We start from the raw sequence: 19,886 nt of genomic DNA, 5'->3' as shown, positions 1-19,886 counted from the left end.
TCCGTATTCGTCGAAATTACGCCCGCAGGAGAAAAACGAAAGCCGACCTGCGCACCACCTCGCATCCGCTGAGCGGGACCATCAGCACAAATGGAACGAGCCACTTCAGGTCAGGTGAGCTGCCCTACGCGGTCTTGAGCTCGGGCAAGGGCAATAGCCCAGCCCTCGCGTGACACGCCGAATTGCACCACCTCCCGCATCTGAGCAATGCGGCAGCGCTGACCTAGAGCGTCTGTGCGGCGTTGATGGAGGAAACAAACCGGCGGGTGCGCTCGCGCTCTGGATGACGGAAGATCGCATCCGCGTCTCCGGTTTCCACCACCTGCCCGGCCTCCAGAAAGACGACATGATTTGCGATCTGCGATGCCAGTCGCAGGTCGTGCGTCGCCATCACCATGGTGGTCCCTTCCCGGGCAAGCTGGCCGAGTACATCGACCACTTCACCGGCCAGTTCCGGATCGAGCGCGGAAGTCGGCTCGTCGCATAGAAGCACCTTGGGCGAAGGTGCAAGAGCACGGGCAATCGCAACACGCTGCTGCTGACCGCCGGAAAGATTGGCCGGCCAGGCGTCGGTCTTGTGCGACATGCCGACCTTTTCGAGCAGATCCAATGCCCGCTTGCGTGCCTTTTCACGGGGCCATTTCTGAACCACCAACAAGCCCTCCATCACATTCTCGATCACTGTCCTGTGCGGAAAGAGCTGAAAGTTCTGGAACACCATGCCTGTCTCGCAGCGGATCTTCTGAACCGATGCCTGCGGCACTGAAACGCCCGGCTTGAACGTGATCTTGTGTTCACCGACTTGAACGCTGCCGGAGGTCGGTATCTCCAGCAGATTGATACAGCGCAGCAAAGTGCTCTTGCCGCCGCCCGACGGGCCAACAAGCGCCGTAACGCTGCCTTCCGGAAAACGCAGCGAGATATCGTCGAGGATGAGCGCTTCGCCGATCTTTTTCTCGATATGGGAGAGTTCGATCATCTTGATGTCTCCAGCATGCCGCCATATCGCGCAAACCGGACTTCCAGCCGCTCCTGCAGCCAGGCAAGCACGGAACTCATGGCAAGATAGATCAGGGCTGCCTCAATGTAGAGGATCAAAGGCTCATATGTGGTGGCAACGATGCGCTGCGCCGACTGGAACAACTCCGGCACCGTGATGGCAGCGGCCAGAGACGTATCCTTGACCAGCGAAATGAAAGTATTCGACAGCGGCGGCACCGCCACGCGTCCGGCCTGCGGCAGGATCGTGCGCATCATTGCCTGGCGCCATGTCATCCCGGTGGAAAACGCGGCTTCCCACTGTCCCTTCGGCACGGAGGAAATGGCAGCCCGGATGATCTCCGACGAATACGCACCGACATTGAGCGTAAAGCCGATCAGGGCGGCTGGAAACGCATCCAGCAAGATACCGATACTGGGCAGGCCGTAAAAGATCACGAAGAGCTGTACCAGGAGCGGCGTTCCCCGGAAGACCCAGACATAAAAGCGCGCGACCAGCACCAGCGGCAGCGGCGCGAACAGGCGTGTGACAGCCGTGGTCAGACCAAGACTGAGCCCCAGTGCGAAGGACAACAGCGTGAGCGGAATGGTGAATTTGACCCCCGCCCACAGAAGTGTCGGCAGGGAATCGATCATCAACTGAAGCCAGTGAGGCACGATAAAGCTCCAAAAAAACGCGCCCGGCGCGAACGCCCGGCGCTTTTCGTTTAGGTGAGAAGGGCCGGTCTAGATCTGCATGGACCGGCCTTCATCATGTCAGTTGGACACGTCCTGACCAAAGTACTTGTCGGAAATTGCCTGGTAAGTACCATCCGCCTTGATGTCGGCCAGCGCCGAATTCAGGGCGGCAACCAGTTCCGGATCACCCTTGCGCACCAGAATGCCGGAATAGTCGGCATTTGCCTTCTCGGCGACAACCTTCACCGGCGCATCCGGTTTCTGCTTCTTGAAGTCCAGATAGGACAGGCTGTCGTTGATGGTCGCATCGGCGCGGCGTGTCAGCACCAGCTGGATGGACTGGTCGAACCCGTCGGTGCCGACCAGTTCCGCTCCGGCTTCTTCCGCCAGCTTGCCGAAATTGCTGGTCAAGGACTGAGCCGCCTTTTTGCCGGCGAGGTCTTCGAAGCCATTGATGTCGTCATTGCTGGCGCGAACGATCAGCACTGCCTTGGAGGCGATGTAGGGGTCGGAGAAATCGTATTTCTGCTTGCGGGCGTCGGTGATGCCGACCTGATTGATGACCACGTCGTAGCGTTTGACGTCCAGGCCGGCGATCAGTCCGTCCCATTTGCCTTCGATGAACTCGGCCTTCACGCCAAGCTTTTCGGCAACGGCCTCGCCGATTTCCACATCGAAACCGACCAGTTTGCCTTCCCCGTCGTGGAAGGTGAAAGGCGCATAGGTGCCTTCGGTTCCGATCTTCAGGACACCTGCCGATTTGATCGCATCGAGGTTTTCACCCGCCTGCGAGGGAGAAAGGGTAAGTACCTGCAGCACTGCGGCCGTGGCAATCGCTTTGAACCAGCTCATATCAATTCCTTTCCGGCATGATGAGTGAGTGGCCTTAGTGCCGGAATGTGGAAGCGATTGCAGGAGAAGAAAGAGCAAAAATGCAGAAAGAGGGAGAATATTTTGCTCTCATATCGCGGATCGGCAGCACACGACACAACACCGGCTGAAGCCCCGCCCCCCCTCTCTGGAAGTGTCCTGGCGGCAACCGTCCGCCACGGAAACTGTTCCCGTGACCGCTCCTAAGGTTGCCGGCATTCGCTAAAGCGGCTGAAGGTTCGTGGATACGTTCTCCAGATCAGGCTCCAAATCGGCTTCATGTGAATATTTTCCACAAGATGACGAAACCTTCGCCTTGGGCGAGGAAGCATCCAGCCCGCTTCGTGTTGAACCTCGATCGGAATAGTCACGTGGTTGCGATCCTTGAGCGTGCCCTCCCGAACGGATCAGGTTTCCGATTGCCAAAGTCCGATTTCGGCTGAACTCGTCAGCTTTCGGCGGGCACGGCACCTTGATCCAGCATGTGATCGAAGCGCCCTTCACGCACACAGCCCGGCAGACCTTCGCGCGGGATGATCTCGGTGCCGACAAGCTCTTTCGCGTAGAGCCTTTCAATATCGCTGGTATCGACCGTCTGGCCATGGACGACGGATGCCAGTTTGGTCCGGAAGGCTTCCACGCCGCCCATGGATGAAAAATGCCAGCCTGCATCGGGCAGGATTTTCACCGGGCAGCTGATGCCCGACAGGTTGTTGTTGCGGATCCTGAGAAGCGGCTGCGCGACAAAACCCGGCACGTAGGACTTTTTCGTCATACGTGCCTTTGTCCGGCGCAGCTGCTGCGGCGTGGTCAGGTACTTCTTTTCAATCATCCTCGACCCCAGCAGCCAGGTCTTGCCGGGAACGATACGGTCTAGATGGTGTTTGTGCAGGCTCTGTTCGAACACCAGAAGCCGCCCCTTGTAGAGTTTCTCGTCCAGCACCTTCTTCAGAACATCTGCCCGCACGATCTCGTCGACATCCGACAGAAGGATGACGTCGTCCGGCGCACAGGCTTCCAGTCCCCGTGCAATGCAATTGCGCTGATAGTTCTCGCGTTCCCAGTCCGCCTTCCGGCGGTTCTTGTAGACGCCGAGTGCCGGCGGCAATTCATCGGGAAACTCGACCTGAAGATCGATGATCTTGTCGGCCCAGGGCGCAAACCGTTCGCGATTTTCCGCAAAGTAGAACGGCTTTGGACCACCGCGTTGGGTCTGGTTCGCTTCCACCAGGACAAACTTGTCGACATGGTTCCCCATCTCCCGAAGGCGGATTTCCAGAAGGTCGAATTCGTTATGGAAGACAAAACAGTCGTAGAGCTTCATGCCTGGGCCCGGTTTCCTCGATCAGCGAAGGGTGGCGCATCCCGGCTGCCGGTTGGCAGCTCAAGTCATGGCAAACCTCTTCCTGGTGCCTGCCGGGACCGATATCGGATTTCAGTCAAGAGGTCCACGGACCTCGCGCACAAAAGCGAATAGACCGCCCCTCACCCTGTTGCCGATGTACCTACTTGATTGAAAAGGGCATCCGGACTTTCGCGGAATTGCCGCTGAATTCATCGTTGACGGTGAGTTCCAGTACATAGTCGCCCGCCGGAGCCCCGCTGACATTCAGGGTCAGGTTGGCCATGTATTCGGTATTGGGCACGTGGCTCTTGAAGTCGAACCGACCAAAGCCCTTTTGCCCGGCCAGCACCTTGCCATCGGGCGACGCGAGGTCGAAGTCGACGGTCAGAAGGGATGTGAACAGGCCATCCTGCTGTTTCCAGTCGAAGCCAACCGGCTCCAGATAGATGCGCAACGGCTCGTCCGCTCCGAAAGCTGCATCTCCCCTGGGTTTATAGATGCCGAAGCCGTCGGCGGGGGCCGTCACGAACAAGGCGGTTGGAATGGAAATGGTGGCTTTCGACCAAACGTCGAAGAGGGCCTCGCGCATCAAAGAGATGGCTTCCCCGCCCTTGCCGGCATCAAGCGCGGCCTCCGCTTCAGCCGTCTTGTCCTGCAACGGTCCCGCAATGGCCTGGCATGACAGGGCAACCGCAAGCGCAGTTCCCAGAAACATTGGTTTCAGCATAGTCTCCCCCTTCACATTTGCGATCCGAGAAGTGAAGCACACCATTATGGCGGTCTCGCCGCAAGTCCAGGATCCGGCGCTGCGACGCAGCGGGTGCTAAAGCTGGTCCTCGGCGCTGCTTCCGGTCCCGTCACCAATGCCCTCACCCAGCATTCCAGCCGCAGCAGCTCCTGCGGCAGCAGCTTCCTTGGCAGCAGGCGGCATTGCCTCTTCCTCGTCGTCGGTCCCGGCAACACGCACGGTCACCTGGCGATGTGCAAAGCGGATCCCGTTCTTTTCGAACAGATCGCGCAAACCTGCATAAACGACCTTGCGAAGCTCGAACTGCTTGCCTGGCTTGGTCGTGAACTTGACGCGCGCGATCATGGCGCTGTCTTCCATCGACATGATGCCCTGAGACTTCAGCGGCGCCAGGAACATGGGCCCGAAATACTCGTCCTCCAGCAATTCCTTGCCAAAGTTCTTGATGATCTTGCGCATCTTTTCCACGTCGGTGTCGTAGGTAACGCGGAACGCAAGTTTCATCACCGCCCAGTCTCGTGAGAAATTCTCCACTTTCTGAATTTCGCCAAAGGGTACCGTCGTAAGCGCACCGCGGTGGTGCCGCAGTTGCATCGACCGGATCGAGATCTTTTCGACAACGCCCTTGGCGCTGCCGATATCGATGTATTCCCCTTTCCGGAAGGCGTCGTCGATCAGATAGAAAGCTCCGGAGAAGATATCCCGGATAAGGGTTTGAGCCCCGAATCCAACTGCCAGACCGACGACGCCGGCACCGGCGAACAACGGCGCGATATTTACGCCCAGCTGCGACAGGATCACCATCGTGGCGATCACCACGATCGTGATGAGCAGGAAATTGCGGAAGATCGGCAGCAAGGTGGAAATCCGGCTCTCACCGGTTCCGCCGACTTCCGCCTCTTCGTCTTTCTCGGCAGGCGCTTCCTTGGCAATTTCCCGGTCAATGACGATTTTCACGGCCTCATAGGCCATGTAGCCAAGGAACATGACCAGAAGCACCTCGACGAAGGAACCGATCAGCGAGCCGCTGCCCGCAAGCGGCAGTCCCCATTTGGAAGCCAGCAGGTCCAGCGAGGTGAACACGACCAGAATAGTAGCGCCCCGGTCGAACAGATCCCGGAAGGGCGAGCGCCGCGCTTCCCGCTCGGCAGCTTCCGCGCGTGCCTGGGCCAATGTGCTGGCAACATCCTCTTCGCCGCCCTCGCCTGCTTCGGCACGTTTGATGTCCTCGGCAATCTTCTCCTGTGCGGCGGCCGTGTCCAGCCGCGGCAACAGAACCCGGTCGATGAGCAGGATCAGCAGACCATAGGCAACCGCAGCCATCAGCAGCACTTCCAGCGGTGCACCGACCAGACCGATCGCGTCCGGCAAGTCGAGCAGGATACGCACTGCCGAAATCCCCCAGGCCAGGAAGAAATAGGCAACGGCAACAAAGTGCCAGCCGCTGGCCAGAACCCTGCGCCAGATTGGCGCTTCAGCCCCGTTCTTTCCCCGGATCAGCCGCGCAATTACCCTGCGATAGACAATCGCGATGCCGGACAGGATGACCATCGACAGCGCGGAGGCTGCAATCAATGCCAGCTTGTGAACGTCAGACGACAGACCCAGTCGTTCCATCCAGAGGCAGAAGGCAACCGCCGCAAGGGAAATGGCGGAGCCGACAAGCAGCGTCCTGTAGAGCCCGGTCGCTTCCTGATTGGAAAGCGCCAGCAACCGGTGGCTCTCCGCGTCGGGTGCCAGCACATTCAGCCAGACGACACGGAGCGCCAGAAACACCGCCATGGTGCCGACAACCACAAGTGCGGTCTTGTTGGATGCATCAATGCCCGTTCCAACCAGAAGAAAAACCCCGGCCGAAACGGCAAAGAAGAGCCCGACACCGACGAACATCAGGATCGCCCGGGCATATAGATAGATAATCTTGTCAGCCCGTGTCGTCGCGTCCGGCTGGTACCAGGACGCGAATTGCCGGCGGCCCCACCGGTTCACCAGGGCACAGGCCACAAGGCCGAGAACAACGGCAATCAGAATGTCCACCAGCGTCGACGACATCCAGTTGAGACCCCGTTCGCCCCCCTGGGCCCGCAAGGTCTCCACCATCACATCCTGGATCTCCGGAATTTTCTGAACGATGGACTTGAGGACATCCCGGGCCTCGACGGCATCTTCGGTGAACTCGTCCACGGTCTGAAGAAGGCTTGCGCCTTCACCCGCGCCCTCGGCGGGCGCCACTGCAGAGCCAGCCGCTTCCGGCTGCACATTTCCATCTGCCGTTGTTTCAGCGTCAGGAGCCACGGTACCGGTCTCGGTCTTGGTAGACCCCTTTCCGGAAAACAGCCCGGGTATTCCCTGTGCCTGTACCCCTGAGGGCAAACCACCCAGACACAGAAAGAGTGCAAGCACACCTGACAGAAGAAGCAACGTCTTGCCTGGCCTCTTGCGGCCGCCATCGGCAAGACAGGATCGGCGATTGGTTAGATGTGAAAAGCGCATGTCAGCCCCAGGACGAGTCGCGAAAAGGATCCCCGTCTTTCTTGGCACGGATCTGTGCCATTTGAAAGAAAGCCGGCTCTTCGCAAGGAGCTGAAAAAGAAGAGGCCCGATCCTTTCGAACCGGGCCTTACATGCAGGCAGGAGGCGCCTTGCTTAATTGTGTCAGTGCAGCACGTTGTTGTTCCAATGAGCCATCTTGCGCTTGGCTTCGGCGATCGTCATGCGCTCGAACATGGCCATGGCGTCGCTGCGCACATCCGGTGTCAGGCGGTGACGCCAGGGGCCGATGGCCAGCAGGGAACCCACGGTGATGGAGGAGAAGCCGGAAGCCTTGGCAAGGATGACAAACGGCTCCGGATCGGGGCGCACCATCCAGTGGCTGACTTCCTCGACACCGCATCTCACCAGCCAGGCAAAGGTGGCAACCGCTTCTGCGAACCGGTCTTCCGAAGCGAACCGGCGCAGGGCGGCCTCATTGACCATCCCGCGTTTGGCCAGCAGCAGGACCCGGCTGCGCGCTGTTTCGAAGTCGTAGCGGCCCAGCCAGTACTGGTTGGACATGCGCTGTGCCGCGATATCGGCCGCTTCCTCTACACGTTCGGCTTCGTGACCACGGCCGGTTGCATGCAGCTTCCGCCGGACTTCCTCGCTGGCAACCGAGATCAGGCTGGCGATATGCGCTTCGGCAAGATCCGCACGCTCGCTCAAGGAAAGCTGCAGCGTCGCATCGGAGGCAGCATCGCTGATCAGGGCCATGATCGATGCATCCGACAGGCAAGCACCGTCGTTGCTGGCCACCTTGCGCTTGACCTTCAGATCACCACGACGCACCAGCACATCGGTCAGCTCTTCAGACAGAACCTCACGCTGTGCAATGGCGAACCGGTGCGCATTGCCGCGCTTTTCGGCGATCTTGATCAGATCAGCCTCCCGCAGCACGGTGGAGCGCAGCAGGATCGGCTCGGCCACCTCGATTTCGTCATCGGCCAGACGGCGGATGGTTTCTTCCGGACCGCGTCTCAGGCTGGACATCTGGTCAGCGACATAACGGCGAACTTCGTCTTCCACCATGTCGACAAGCCGCAAGAGGACGGAGTCATAAATATCGACCTGCTCGTCGGAGCACCGATCGGAGGTCAGGGCAAACAGGGTTGCGACATGCCGGGCCAGTTCGGCCCTCCGGGCGCTGCCAGCTTCACCGGTCAGCTCCGAGAAGTTCACCAGTTCTGTTTTCAACGCTTCAGTCATGTTCCATTACCAATTTTCACAAGTGTGCCGGTTTGGCGTTGGTACAGAAAATGACGATGAGTTTTAAAGAAGGTCGAAACGCGCTTTTCCAGAATGTAATTGTCTTTTTTTAAAACTTGAGAACAATTCTAACTATATCGCATGTATTCATTACATGTCATTGAAATGTAACAATTTTGACCGCGTCGCCCCCCGCTCGAAGTCACTTTTTTATCCCGTTGAAATCCGAATATTTTTTTCGAAAAAAGATTTTCAAGGGCCGTTTCAGTAGCCTCCGAAGGTCAGAAATCGCGACTGGTTTAAATACATTCGCTGCGCCGCAAGGTCCCTGGAGAGGGACGTGCCCGTCAGCAGCGCACGAGATAAAGAAATATTTCTCTTTCCTTATTGACCCTTCACCAGGCGCGATCTAAATAAAGAAAGAAATATATTTCTTTATTGGAGCCAGCCATGTCCTCCGTCGTCCGTTTTCCCCGTGTCGCCGCCATACCGCCCTCCCGCACCCGCGGTCTCTATCAACTGGCGGCCCTCCTGCGACGGAAACTCGGCAAGGCCCTTTTCCGCCGATCCAGCCATCAATCCATTCCGGACGATCTTCTTTTCGATGTCCTCAGTGACAACGATTTGAGAGCCCGCGAAGAAAACCGGCGGCGGCCGATCATTAGCGGCCCCTGGCGCTAGCTCGTCCATGGACCTGTGTTCGGTTTCAGGATTGCAGCGCCCTCACCCGGAACAAAGGACATAAAAAAACCGGCACCCTGCGGTGCCGGTTTTTTGCTGTTCCTGATCAGCCTTTACTCGGCTGCTGCCAGAAACTCCTTGGTGCCGGTCTTGTTGTCCGAGCCGCCGTCATTGCTTCTGTCGAGCTGCTCCAGAAGCACCCGGCGCTTTTCAGTCGCCTTTTCGATGTTGTCATCCTTGATCGGACCAAACCCGCGGATGAGATCCGGAACCCGGGCGAGCTCGACCAACAGGCCGTAGTGTCCTTCCTGCAGCCGTTTCAGGATCTCGGCAATATCGCCTTCATACTGGCTGATGAGCGCGCGCTCGGTCTTGCGTTCCGCCGTACGGCCGAACGGGTCGTACCATTTGCCGCGCATGCCCTTGAACTTCGCCAGGAAGCTGAACGCGGAGAAGATCCAGGGCCCAAAGGCAATCTTCTGCGGACGGCCGGTCTTCGGATCCTTGCGATGCGCGAGGAATGGCGGCGCCAGATGAACCTTCAGCTTCTTCGGGTCTTCAAAGCGCTGCGCAATCTTCTCCTTGAAGGCGGGATCGCTATAAAGCCGCGCGACTTCATATTCGTCCTTGTAGGCCATCAGCTTGAAGAGCATGTCGGACACTGTCTGCGTCAGGCGGAACGTGCCCGGACCATGCGCTTCGTCAGCCTCTTTGACCTTGCCGACCAGATCCAGATAACGCTGCGCGTAGGCCGCATCCTGATAGGCGGTCAGCTCCTGGGCGTTGAAGGCAATCTTCTCGTCGACGGTAAAGACACGCTGTTTGGCTTCCGACGGCAGCGCCTTGAGCAGCTTTTCCGGATCTGCGGCCAGCACGCGGCCTGCACGGAACGCCTTGATGTTGTTCTTCACCGACGCGCCGTTGAGCTCCAGCGCGGTTTCGATGGCATAGTCCGAGACCGGCAATGCGCCGCTCTGGAACGCCATGCCGACCAGCAGCATGTTGGCATAGATGGCATCGCCCAGAAGCTTCTCGGCAATGTCTGCAGCATTGACGGGCAGATATGTGCCGGAGGCTTTGCGCAGGGCGCTGTCCATCTGCTTTTCATCGAAGGAAAGCGTCTGCTTCAGCACGAATTCCGCAGTCGGGGCCACCTTGGTGTTGGCGACAGTCATCGTGTGACCACGATGGGCGAGCGCGAGCTGATCCGCGTTCGCGGCCACCACCATATCACTTGCGATCAGAAGGTCGAGGCTGGCTGCCGGAACCCGCGGACCTTCAATCGACCTGTTGCCCGCCGCAAAACGCACGTGAGACGTCACCGGGCCACCCTTCTGGGCAAGGCCGGTCATGTCCAGCGTGGAGGCCTGCTTGCCGTCCACATGGGCCGCCATAGCCAGGATCGCGCTGATCGTGGTCACGCCCATGCCACCGATACCGGCCACCAGCGTGTTCCAGGTGCGGTCAAGCGAGGCAAGCGTCGGCAGCGGCAGGGTTTCCACCAGGATGTCGATATCGACATCCGCCTTCTTCGGCTTCTTCAGTGCAGCACCGTTGATCTCGACAAAGGACGGGCAGAACCCCTTGATACAGGAGAAGTCCTTGTTGCAGCTCGACTGGTTGATGACGCGCTTTTCACCGAACGGGGTCGCCAGTGGCTCCACCGACAGGCAGTTGGACTGCACGGAACAGTCTCCGCAGCCTTCACACACCCGGTCATTGATAAAGAGGCGCATGTCCGGATCGGGGAACTGCCCGCGCTTGCGCCGGCGGCGCTTTTCCGCGGCACAGGTCTGGTCGTAAACGATCACCGACACACCCTTGAAGGTCTGGAACTCTTCCTGAACCTCCATCAGTTCGTCGCGGTGGTGAATCTTGGTTCCCGGGGCCAGCGGTGTCCAGGAGCCGTAGCTGTCCGGGTTCTCCGAAACCACCGCGATCCGCTCGACGCCTTCGGCTTCCAGCTGACGGGTGATCTGCGGAACGGTCAGCTGGCCGTCCACCTTCTGGCCACCGGTCATGGCAACCGCGTCGTTGTAGAGGATCTTGTAGGTGATCGGCACATTGGAGGCGAGCGCCTGCCGGATCGCCAGGATGCCGGAGTGGAAGTAGGTGCCGTCGCCGACGTTGGCAAAAACGTGGCTGTCGCCGGAGAAGGGCTGCTGCCCGACCCACAGGACACCCTCGCCGCCCATCGCAATCTGGCCTTCCGTTGTCCGGCCGGCCATTTCCGTCATCGCGTGGCAGCCGATGCCCGGCAGCGAGCGGGAACCTTCCGGTGTCTTGGTCGACGTGGAATGCGGGCAGCCGGAGCAGAAGTAGGGAATTCGGGCAGCGCGTTCCGCATGGCCCTGGGCCCACATGGCCTGTTTGGTCATCCGGTTGGCAACGGCGCGCATTTCTTCCGAAACCACGTCGCCCGGCAGCCAGGTCATGAGGCCTTCGATAAGCTCGGCAACGGACAGTTCCAGAACGTCGGACAGGAACGGCGTCCCGTCCGGACGGCGTTTGCCCCAGATTTCCGGCCGGCTCATTTCCGGCCAGTGGTAGGAGATGTCCTTGATCTGGGATTCCATGAACGCGCGCTTGTGCTCCACCACCAACAAACGTTCTGTGCCACGGGCGAAATCACGCAGGCCGAGCGGCTCCAGAGGCCAGCTCATTGCCACCTTGTAGACCCCGAGGCCCAGCGCCTTGGCAAAGTCCTCGGTAATGCCCATCAGGTCGAGTGCCTGCAGCAGGTCCCGGTAGGCCTTGCCGGAAGCAACAATGCCGTATTTGGGATTGGTCCTCGTACCGAAGGTGACCCGGTCCAGACCGTTGGTCCGCACATAGGCCTGAGCGGCCGGAATACGAAGATCGCGCACCAGACGCTCGGTCTCCAGGCGGTTGCCCAGAAGAAGATCGCGGTTCTGGTGATAGTCCTTGCGCGGATCGCCTTCCAGCGGACGCACCATGCGCAGCCTGTTCGGAGAGATATTGATCGTTGCCGAAGCATCCATCGTGTCGGCAACGCAGATCAGGGCCGTCCAGAGGCTGGTGAAGCGGGACATTTCCAGGCCGTGCAGGCCGTAGTCGAGAACATCCTGGATATCGGCCGGGTTCAGGACCGGAATTTCCGCATGCTCGAAATAGAACTCGCTCTGCGCCGGCAGGATGGAGGATTTAGCAAGGTGGTCATCACCGGCCAAGGCAAGCACCCCGCCGTTGCGATCGGTGCCCGAAGCGTTGGCCTGACGCAGCACATCGCCGGCACGGTCGACGCCCGGCGCCTTGCCGTACCAGATGCCGAAGACGCCGTCGTAAGCGGTCGCCCGTCCAACGCCACCCTCGCCGCGCAGCTTCTGGCTGCCCCACACTGCGGTCGCGCCCAGCTCTTCGTTGACACCCGGCTTGAAGACGACGTCATACCCCTTGAGGTGGCGATGAGCCCGCATCAGCTCTGTGTCGTAACCGGCTAGCGGCGATCCCCGGTAGCCGGAAATGAAGCCGCCCGTTTTCAGGCCGGCCAACTGGTCCATGCGCGCCCGATCAAGCGCCAGCCGGACAAGCGCCTGTATGCCTGTCAGATAGACCCGTCCTTCCGTGGCGACGTATTTGTCCTCCAGGGTAACGGTTGGCATGTGCACGTTCATCCGAATTCCTCCTCAACCGACATCTGGGGCAATGTCCCCCGGCGGCAACCTCACATAATAGGTAATATCATCCTTTTCTCAGGCAATTTCTGTGCTATCGTCACGGCCAATCACCCAGAGGCAGAATAAAAATTCCTAAAATATCCAATGACAGATAAATATCTTCTCGACCCGTCGGACATACGTGTTCTGCGTGTACTGCAACGGGATGCGTCGCTCTCCATTGCCGAAGTGGCAAAGGAAGCGGGCATGAGCCAGACACCTTGCTGGCGCAGGATCAAGCGCCTCAAGGAACAGGGAATCATCCGCCAGATCACTGCCATCATCGACCGCGAATCCGTGGGTCTTGGCTTCGTGGCCTACTCGTTCGTCAAGCTTGCGGTTCCCAGCCGCGAGAACATGGAAACCTTCGACAAGCTGGTACACCATTGGCCCGAGGTCGTGACGTGCGAGCGCATCACCGGTGCCGTCGACTATCTTATCAAGGTTGTGACGGATGATATCAAAACCTACGACAATTTTCTGCGTCTGAAGCTGCTGGACAATACGCTCGTGTCCGATGTGCAGTCTCGCATCGTCGTCAATACGGTGAAGGACACCGTCGCCCTGCCCTTGCGCGAGAGCTGACATCCGACCTTGAACGACCACCAGGTTAGACGTTCAGGTGGCGAACCGCAACGCAGACAGCCCCGCCGGGTCAAGGAAAGGCTGCTTGCCCGCAATCATGCTGGCCAGCAGCCGTCCCGTCACCGGTCCGAGCGTGAAACCGTCATGGGCATGGCCGAAGTTGAGCCACAGGCCCGGTATCTTTGCAGACGGACCAACCACGGGCAGCGAATCCGGCAGACACGGCCTGCTTCCCATCCACGGCTGTTCCTGCAACGACCGCCCAAGCGGAAAAATTTCCTCGGCCCGTCGTTTCGCCAGCTTGACGATCGCCGGATTGGGCGGGGCATCGCGCTCGGCCAGTTCGACGCCAGTGGTCAGGCGAATGCCATTATCCGTCGGTGTCAGGGCGAAGCCGTTTTCGACATCCACAACCGGTCGTGACAGGGACGCCCCGGATAACGGACGATAATGCATGTGGTAGCCACGCTTGACCGCGAGCGGAAAGGTTTCTCCAAGGCGTGCCAGCAGATCCGCGGACCAGGCTCCGAGGGCAACCACTGCCTGACGGGAAAACAATGTGCCGCGTTCCCCCTCGATTTGCCAGCCGCCACGCTCCTGCTTCAGCTTCATCGCATCGGCACGGAAATATCCGCCCCCGTCATGCACGAACCCCCGCCAGAAAGCATCGACCACGGCACCGGGATTGGAGACCGAACAACTTTCCGGCCAATGAACGCCTCTCAGCCCCTGCGCCGTCAGGCCAGGCTCCAGCGTTCCGATCTCACCAGCCGACATTTCCCGATAGGAAACGCCAAACACTCGTGCGTATTGGCGTTCGGTTTCGCTTGCCTGGAAGGCAGTCTCCGAGCGGTAAAGATGCAGCCAGCCCCCCTGGCGGTAAAAGCGGTTGGCATTGGTCGCATGCGCCAGGTCCAGATGCTCCTCGACGGCGAAGGCTCTCAACGGAGCAATCGCCCGCGAATAGGTCTCGACCCCGCGGGCATTGCCTGCTGCGTGGAACTGGCGCAGCCACGGCAACATGCGCAGCACGGTGGCCATATCCAGCGAAACGGCACTGGAGCGGCCGAAAAGGATCGCCAGAAGCGTGAGCGGATGCGTGGGCACCGCATGCGGCACGAAGCCATTGCGCTGGACAATCCCGGCATTGCCGAAGGAAGCTTCCTCGCCCGGGTGCTTGCGGTCGATCAGCGCAACAGACAGGCCCAGCCGCTGCAGATGCAGTGCCGTCGACACGCCGACGATACCGGCGCCGAGCACCATCACGTCGAAGGATTGCGTTTGCCTGGTTTTTGCTGTCATGCCTGTTCCGGACGGTGCCCTAATACTGGCGTCCGAGGTCCGGATCCTTTAAGAGGCGCGGAAGTGCCTGCCACAACTCGCGGTTCAAAGGACAACTTAAGATGATTCGATGGTGTGGTGCAGGCTTGGCATGGATCGGGCGCAACGGAACGGCCGCCCTTGCTGTGAGTATCTTCATCGGCATGGCCTTGCCGGCGCTGTCCGCCTATCTGCGGCCCTACCTGACCGTTGCCGTCTTCAGCCTGTTGACCCTGGCTTTTCTGCGGGTCGACACCTTCGCGATCCGCATGCGCCTGCGTCGCCCCGCGCTTCTGATTGCCGCCCTCCTGTGGATGATGCTCGGCGCGCCCCTGCTGACGTGGCTGCTGATCGACCTCTCCGGCCTGAAGGCCCTTGGCCCCGATGTGATGCTGGCTCTTTTCATCGCAACCGCCGCTCCCCCGGTGATGGCGGCTCCTGCCTTCATCTATTTGCTCGGCCTTGATGGCACCCTCAGTCTCGCGCTTTCTGTTGCCGCTCTGATCATCACCCCGCTGACGGCCCCCTTCATCGGCGAGTTGATGCTCGGGCCCGCCCTGCCTCTCAGCGTCGGCGGGCTAGCCATCCAGCTCTCCTTGCTGCTCGCAGGCGCCTTTGCGGTCTCGATCGCCTTTCGCAAACTGGCCGGTGAAGAGCGCCTGGCTCGCTCCTCCCACCACATCAGCGGTCTCAATGTGCTGCTGCTGTTGGTCTTTGCCATAGCTGCCATGGACGGTGTCGCCGCGAGCTTTGCCGCAAAACCACTGTTCACGCTGGGCCTTACCGCCATCACCTTCTGCCTCGCACTGGTACAGATTGCTCTAAGCCTGCTGCTGTTCTCACCGGCGAGCCGAGAAGACGCCTACGCGATCGCCCATACCTGTGGCACCAGAAACATGGGGCTGATGGTCGCCGCCTTCGGTGGCACCCTGCCCGAATTCACCTGGCTCTGGTTCGCTGTCGGCCAGTTTCCGATCTACATCCTGCCCCTGTTCCTGAAACCGTTTGTACGGGTGTTCTGCCGTCTGAACGTGAAAACTGTGACGTAGCACACCTGACAGGCGAACGTGCTAGGCTTACCACTTGCCAGGTCAAACACTTCGCGTGAGGTAAGTGCCGTGTCCGTTCTGCCAGCCACCGTCAAATCCCTGTGCTCATCGGCGGGCCGCAGTCTTCTGTGTGCCGCAACGCTCCTGCTTGCCGGCGCGAGCTTCGCCCCGGTTGCAATGGCTGGAGACACCGCAGAGCTTCAGCTTCTCGGCTTTTCCAGGAACGGCGATTTCTTCGCCTTTGAGCAGTTCGGCGTCCAGGACGGATCCGGCTTCCCCTATTCTGAGATCTTCGTTGTCGACGTGATCGGCGATACCTGGGTGCCGCCGTCTCCCTTCCGCCTGCGCAAGGATGTCGACACCGGCCCGGGTGAAGCGGCCGACAATGCCCTGTCGGAGACCAGGGCGGAGAACCGTCTTGCCGCCCAGCCGCTGCTCCAGGACAAGGCCATTGCCGGTAAAGGCCAGACCGTCGGCTTCAATCCACGCACCGAATTGACATCCGATCCCCACAAGATGCTGGTTGCCCCGCGCGTCACTTTCCTGTCCGGTGACGATCCAATAGACCTCACCCTGTCGGAATACTCTCTGCCGAATACCCAGTGCCAGAGCTACGGCGCCGAGACCAAGGGGTTCCGCCTGACCATGGTCCACAATGGTATCACCCGCATCCTCAACGAGGACAACAGCGTGCCTGAAAGCCGCCGTTGCCCGCTGGCTTACCGGATCGAGCGCATCGTCACCCATTTCCCCGATGAAGCCCCGCCCGTCTTTGCCGTGCTCATCCAGATGGACAGCCTTGGCTTCGAAGGGCCGGACCGCAGATATCTGGCGATAACGGGACGTCTTTGAGCTTCTAAACCGATTGAGGCCGGCTCGGGTATCTTGCCCAGTCGCATCAGAAGTGCTAGCGCGGCGGCAACATCAGAAAACGGGACGATAACGGCCCGTCTGGCCTGTCCGGGAGTTTGCCATGCCGCGCGACATCAAGATTGCCCCCTCCATCCTCGCCTCCGATTTTTCCAAACTCGGCCAGGAAGTCCGCGACGTGGTGGAAGCGGGAGCCGACTGGATCCATCTCGATGTCATGGACGGCCACTTCGTGCCGAACATCACCTTCGGCCCGGATGTCATCGCCAAGCTGCGCCCGCACACGGACAAGATCTTCGACACCCACCTGATGATCGCGCCCTGCGATCCCTACCTGGAAGCCTTTGCAAAGGCAGGATCCGACATCATCACGGTTCATGCCGAGGCCGGCCCGCATCTCGACCGGTCTCTGCAGGCAATCCGCAATCTGGGCAAGAAGGCCGGTGTCTCGCTGAACCCGTCGACGCCGGAAAGCGTCATTGAATATGTTCTCGACCGGCTGGACCTCATTCTGGTGATGACGGTCAACCCGGGTTTCGGCGGTCAGAAATTCATCCAGTCGCAGGTCGAAAAGACCCGCCGCATCCGCCAGATGATCGGCGACCGCCCGATCGATCTCGAAATCGACGGCGGCGTCACCCCCGAAACCGCCCCCCTCGTTGCAGCGGCTGGTGCCAATGTTCTGGTGGCAGGGTCCGCAGTCTTCAAGGGCGGCACGGTCGAAAGCTATGCCGGCAATATCTCGGCGATCCGCAAGGCCGCGGAAGAGGCTTGAAGGCGGCGCGAGCTCTTTTAGAGTGCCCGGGTCATACGTCATGGGCTAAGCGCCTTTAAGGCAAACGCTGTTTTTGGCGGAAACGTTGCCACCGGCTGAGCAAGCGGCCCATCCTTCGAGACAGGCCTTTGGCCTTCCTCAGGATGAGGTGGCGGGAGGTATCAAGGCTGGGTGGCTGGAAGGCTGGGAGGCTGGGAGGCTGGGAGGCTGGGAGGCATCTTGCACCTCAGACTTCCCACACAAACACCCTCATCCTGAGGAGGACCTTTAGGTCCGTCTCGAAGGATGGGCCACACCCCCAACCGGCCCGTCCATTATTTGTCCAAGCCATGATATCCAGCATCGATGAAGGTTACTTTCTATATCCTCAGATGTTCGAACGGCAGCTATTACACAGGCGTCACGCGAAAGGATCTCGCGAGCCGAGTTAGTGAACATCAGCAAGGAACGTACGACAGTTACACAGCGCGCTACCGACCGGTTGAACTGGTGTTCAATTGCGAGTTCGAGCAGCTCACTGACGCAATTGCCTGTGAACGGCAGGTAAAGGGATGGCGGCGTGACAAGAAAGAAGCCTTGATCAAAGGTGAGTTCGACCTGCTTCCCGCGCTGTCGAAACGGGGTGAAACCGCATCAAAAAATTGAGCAAGTGGCCCATCCTTCGAGACAGCGCTTCGCGCTTCCTCAGGATGAGGTGGTGGGAACCTCTGATGTTCTGAAGCTTAGAGGCCATGAGGCCCTGATGTTCTCAGGCTCTGAGACAACTTTCACCTCAGACTCCCCACACAAACACCCTCATCTTGAGGAGGACCGTCAGGTCCGTCTCGAAAGATGGGCCCAAGGCACATTTTCCCCACGCCAGGCTGGCGCACACCAAATACTTCCGCATCGCGTCTTTCCGTTAAGACAATCCCTCGGTTAAGCTCTCCCCGTTAAAGACTGGGGGAATCGTCTTGGCGCATATGCAACGCAGTATCGGTCTGCTGAGCCTCACCTTTGTGGCGATCAGTGGAATTCTCGGATCTGGCTGGCTGTTCGCGCCCTTGATGGCTGCGCAAGCTGCCGGGCCGTCATCACTCATCGCCTGGATGATCGGCGGCTTCGCGATGCTGCTTCTTGCCGCCACCTTCGCCGAGATCGCGGCGATCCTGCCGGTTGCAGGGGGCATCGGCCGTGTGCCGCATTTCTCCCACGGGTCAGTCGTCTCCATGACAATGGGCTGGACGGCCTGGGTTGGCTACAATACCACCGCCACCATCGAGGTGGAGGCAGTACTGCGCTACTCCAAGAGCCTTGCCCCCTGGCTTTACGGGTCAGACGGGCTGCTCAGCGCTGCCGGACTGGCGGTTGCCTGCGTCCTGCTGGCGGTCTTCACGGTTCTCAATGCCTTTGGCGTCCGCTTCTTTGCCCGTCTCAACACGGCGCTCACCTGGGTCAAGATCCTTGTCCCGGCCGGATTGGCCGCCGTTATCCTCACCTCCGAGTTCCGATATGCCAACTTCAGCGAATACGGCGGCTTTGCCCCCGAGGGGCTGAAGGGCATTCTTTCGGCGATCTCCACCGGTGGCGTGATCTTCGCCCTGATCGGGTTCCGCCACGTGATCGACATGGCCGGGGAAGCCCGCAATCCGAAGGTGAACGTGCCGCTGGCGCTGGTGATCAGTCTGGTCGTCTGCCTGCTGATCTATGGCGGCCTGCAGCTCGCCTTCCTGGGCGCCCTTGATCAGTCACAGCTCAAGCAAGGCTGGGCGGCGCTCAGCTTCCCGGGCGAGCTGGGCCCCATGGCGGCCCTTGCGACCGCCGTCGGCGCGCTCTGGATCGTCAGCATTCTGGACAGCAGTGCCCGCATCTCCAGCTTTGCCTCGGCGCTAGTTTCCGTCGGCTCGAATGCCCGCCTCGGCCTTGCCATGGCCCAGAACGGTCTCTTTCCGAAGTTCATGGAAACCCTTTCGGCGCGCGGCGTGCCGCTGTTCGCTTTGCTGATCAACTTCGTTGTCTCGGCTTTGTTCTTCTTCATTCTGCCATTCAACGAAGTGCTCGCCCTCAACACGTCATCCATCGTGTTGTCTTTCGTCGTCGGCCCTGTCGCCGTGCTGGCCTTCCGCCAGCTGATGGCCGACGCCCCGCGCGCCTTCGTGCTGCCGGCTGCGCCTGTCACCGGGTGTCTTGCCTTCGTAGTCGCCAGCCTGATCATCTACTGGAGCGGCTGGGACACCATGCTGCATCTGGGCGTCTGCCTGCTCATCGGTTTCCTGCTGATGATCTACCGCAACAGCAGAGGCGGCTTCGATAGCCTGGACTGGCGCGAGGCGGCCTGGCTTGCTCCCTATCTTGCAGGTCTTGTGCTCATTTCCTGGCTTGGATCCTTCGGCGGCGGTGCGGGCTACCTGCCGGTCGGACCGGATATCGCCGTGGTTTCTGCTCTGGCAGTCGCGGTCTACATCCTGGCGGTGCGTCTGCGCCTTCGCCAGGACAAGTTCGATCTCTACATGGCCGAGGAAAAGGCTGACGAGCGGATGGAATACGGCGACGGCGCGTGAGGCTGTTC

The 19,886-nt window shown here is 59.9% G+C and carries 16 protein-coding genes; 7 read left to right on the top strand and 9 right to left on the bottom strand.

From position 1 onward, the window contains the following. Positions 1 to 223: 223 nt before the first annotated feature. The 7 genes from FIV03_RS17155 to FIV03_RS17125 all read right to left on the bottom strand — a co-directional run bounded on the left by FIV03_RS17155 (position 224) and on the right by FIV03_RS17125 (position 8,381). Positions 224 to 979, bottom strand: coding sequence for an amino acid ABC transporter ATP-binding protein (locus tag FIV03_RS17155; RefSeq protein WP_152510403.1), 756 nt, complete (start codon positions 977 to 979; stop codon positions 224 to 226). Further along, positions 976 to 1,656, bottom strand: coding sequence for an amino acid ABC transporter permease (locus FIV03_RS17150; RefSeq protein ID WP_031269252.1), 681 nt, complete (start codon positions 1,654 to 1,656; stop codon positions 976 to 978). Before FIV03_RS17150 ends, FIV03_RS17155 begins: the two co-directional genes overlap by 4 nt. A gap of 99 nt (positions 1,657 to 1,755) precedes the next feature. Beyond that, positions 1,756 to 2,529 carry an amino acid ABC transporter substrate-binding protein gene (locus FIV03_RS17145; protein WP_152510402.1) on the bottom strand — a complete coding sequence of 258 codons (774 nt, stop codon included), beginning with the start codon at positions 2,527 to 2,529 and terminating at the stop codon, positions 1,756 to 1,758. Positions 2,530 to 2,995: 466 nt separating this feature from the next. Next, positions 2,996 to 3,871 carry a hypothetical protein gene (locus tag FIV03_RS17140; RefSeq protein WP_152510401.1) on the bottom strand — a complete coding sequence of 292 codons (876 nt, stop codon included), beginning with the start codon at positions 3,869 to 3,871 and terminating at the stop codon, positions 2,996 to 2,998. Between the two features lie 181 nt (positions 3,872 to 4,052). Next, positions 4,053 to 4,619, bottom strand: coding sequence for a hypothetical protein (locus tag FIV03_RS17135; protein WP_152510400.1), 567 nt, complete (start codon positions 4,617 to 4,619; stop codon positions 4,053 to 4,055). Positions 4,620 to 4,715: 96 nt separating this feature from the next. Continuing rightward, complete coding sequence (locus FIV03_RS17130; RefSeq protein WP_152510399.1) at positions 4,716 to 7,133, bottom strand: mechanosensitive ion channel domain-containing protein; 2,418 nt, start codon at positions 7,131 to 7,133, stop codon at positions 4,716 to 4,718. A gap of 162 nt (positions 7,134 to 7,295) precedes the next feature. Then, positions 7,296 to 8,381, bottom strand: a complete 1,086-nt coding sequence (locus tag FIV03_RS17125) for a DUF2336 domain-containing protein (protein ID WP_152510398.1) — start codon at positions 8,379 to 8,381, stop codon at positions 7,296 to 7,298. Between the two features lie 450 nt (positions 8,382 to 8,831). On the opposite strand from FIV03_RS17125, the gene FIV03_RS17120 reads away from it, so the two are divergent. Continuing rightward, positions 8,832 to 9,062: a hypothetical protein gene (locus FIV03_RS17120; protein WP_152510397.1), complete on the top strand. Its 231-nt coding sequence runs from the start codon at positions 8,832 to 8,834 to the stop codon at positions 9,060 to 9,062. 113 nt (positions 9,063 to 9,175) lie between these two features. On the opposite strand, the gene FIV03_RS17115 is transcribed toward FIV03_RS17120, so the two are convergent. Continuing rightward, a complete protein-coding gene (locus tag FIV03_RS17115) occupies positions 9,176 to 12,697 on the bottom strand; it encodes an indolepyruvate ferredoxin oxidoreductase family protein (protein WP_152510396.1) in 3,522 nt (1,173 codons plus the stop codon). A gap of 147 nt (positions 12,698 to 12,844) precedes the next feature. Between FIV03_RS17115 and FIV03_RS17110 the strand changes: the two genes are divergently transcribed. Further along, complete coding sequence (locus tag FIV03_RS17110; RefSeq protein ID WP_006939550.1) at positions 12,845 to 13,324, top strand: Lrp/AsnC family transcriptional regulator; 480 nt, start codon at positions 12,845 to 12,847, stop codon at positions 13,322 to 13,324. Positions 13,325 to 13,357: 33 nt separating this feature from the next. Here FIV03_RS17110 and FIV03_RS17105 read toward each other — a convergent pair whose 3' ends face one another. Continuing rightward, complete coding sequence (locus FIV03_RS17105) at positions 13,358 to 14,626, bottom strand: FAD-binding oxidoreductase (RefSeq protein WP_152510395.1); 1,269 nt, start codon at positions 14,624 to 14,626, stop codon at positions 13,358 to 13,360. A 101-nt stretch (positions 14,627 to 14,727) separates the two neighbouring features. Between FIV03_RS17105 and FIV03_RS17100 the strand changes: the two genes are divergently transcribed. The 5 genes from FIV03_RS17100 to FIV03_RS17075 all read left to right on the top strand — a co-directional run bounded on the left by FIV03_RS17100 (position 14,728) and on the right by FIV03_RS17075 (position 19,878). Further along, complete coding sequence (locus FIV03_RS17100; RefSeq protein WP_173013877.1) at positions 14,728 to 15,693, top strand: sodium:proton symporter; 966 nt, start codon at positions 14,728 to 14,730, stop codon at positions 15,691 to 15,693. 69 nt (positions 15,694 to 15,762) lie between these two features. Then, positions 15,763 to 16,545, top strand: a complete 783-nt coding sequence (locus FIV03_RS17095) for a DUF2259 domain-containing protein (protein ID WP_152510394.1) — start codon at positions 15,763 to 15,765, stop codon at positions 16,543 to 16,545. A 121-nt stretch (positions 16,546 to 16,666) separates the two neighbouring features. Then, complete coding sequence (gene rpe / locus FIV03_RS17090) at positions 16,667 to 17,338, top strand: ribulose-phosphate 3-epimerase (protein ID WP_077292552.1); 672 nt, start codon at positions 16,667 to 16,669, stop codon at positions 17,336 to 17,338. Positions 17,339 to 17,683: 345 nt separating this feature from the next. After that, positions 17,684 to 17,983 carry a GIY-YIG nuclease family protein gene (locus tag FIV03_RS17080; protein ID WP_152510392.1) on the top strand — a complete coding sequence of 100 codons (300 nt, stop codon included), beginning with the start codon at positions 17,684 to 17,686 and terminating at the stop codon, positions 17,981 to 17,983. A gap of 317 nt (positions 17,984 to 18,300) precedes the next feature. Next, positions 18,301 to 19,878, top strand: a complete 1,578-nt coding sequence (locus tag FIV03_RS17075) for an APC family permease (protein WP_152511962.1) — start codon at positions 18,301 to 18,303, stop codon at positions 19,876 to 19,878. Positions 19,879 to 19,886 lie beyond the last annotated feature (8 nt).

The sequence above is a fragment of the Labrenzia sp. THAF187b genome, from assembly GCF_009363375.1.
In the GTDB taxonomy this organism is placed as follows: Bacteria; Pseudomonadota; Alphaproteobacteria; order Rhizobiales; family Stappiaceae; genus Roseibium; species Roseibium algicola.
The sequence above is the reverse complement of the archived record's forward strand: the minus strand, read 5'-3'. Positions and strand labels throughout refer to the sequence as shown.

Bases quoted from the DNA above. Each gene is read 5' to 3' on its own strand.
- FIV03_RS17155 (WP_152510403.1), bottom strand. From the start codon at position 979: ATGATCGAACTCTCCCATATCGAGAAAAAGATCGGCGAAGCGCTCATC.
- FIV03_RS17145 (WP_152510402.1), bottom strand. From the start codon at position 2,529: ATGAGCTGGTTCAAAGCGATTGCCACGGCCGCAGTGCTGCAGGTACTT.
- FIV03_RS17140 (WP_152510401.1), bottom strand. From the start codon at position 3,871: ATGAAGCTCTACGACTGTTTTGTCTTCCATAACGAATTCGACCTTCTG.
- FIV03_RS17135 (WP_152510400.1), bottom strand. From the start codon at position 4,619: ATGCTGAAACCAATGTTTCTGGGAACTGCGCTTGCGGTTGCCCTGTCA.
- FIV03_RS17130 (WP_152510399.1), bottom strand. From the start codon at position 7,133: ATGCGCTTTTCACATCTAACCAATCGCCGATCCTGTCTTGCCGATGGC.
- FIV03_RS17125 (WP_152510398.1), bottom strand. From the start codon at position 8,381: ATGACTGAAGCGTTGAAAACAGAACTGGTGAACTTCTCGGAGCTGACC.
- FIV03_RS17120 (WP_152510397.1), top strand. From the start codon at position 8,832: ATGTCCTCCGTCGTCCGTTTTCCCCGTGTCGCCGCCATACCGCCCTCC.
- FIV03_RS17115 (WP_152510396.1), bottom strand. From the start codon at position 12,697: ATGAACGTGCACATGCCAACCGTTACCCTGGAGGACAAATACGTCGCC.
- FIV03_RS17110 (WP_006939550.1), top strand. From the start codon at position 12,845: ATGACAGATAAATATCTTCTCGACCCGTCGGACATACGTGTTCTGCGT.
- FIV03_RS17105 (WP_152510395.1), bottom strand. From the start codon at position 14,626: ATGACAGCAAAAACCAGGCAAACGCAATCCTTCGACGTGATGGTGCTC.
- FIV03_RS17100 (WP_173013877.1), top strand. From the start codon at position 14,728: ATGATTCGATGGTGTGGTGCAGGCTTGGCATGGATCGGGCGCAACGGA.
- rpe (WP_077292552.1), top strand. From the start codon at position 16,667: ATGCCGCGCGACATCAAGATTGCCCCCTCCATCCTCGCCTCCGATTTT.
- FIV03_RS17080 (WP_152510392.1), top strand. From the start codon at position 17,684: ATGAAGGTTACTTTCTATATCCTCAGATGTTCGAACGGCAGCTATTAC.
- FIV03_RS17075 (WP_152511962.1), top strand. From the start codon at position 18,301: ATGCAACGCAGTATCGGTCTGCTGAGCCTCACCTTTGTGGCGATCAGT.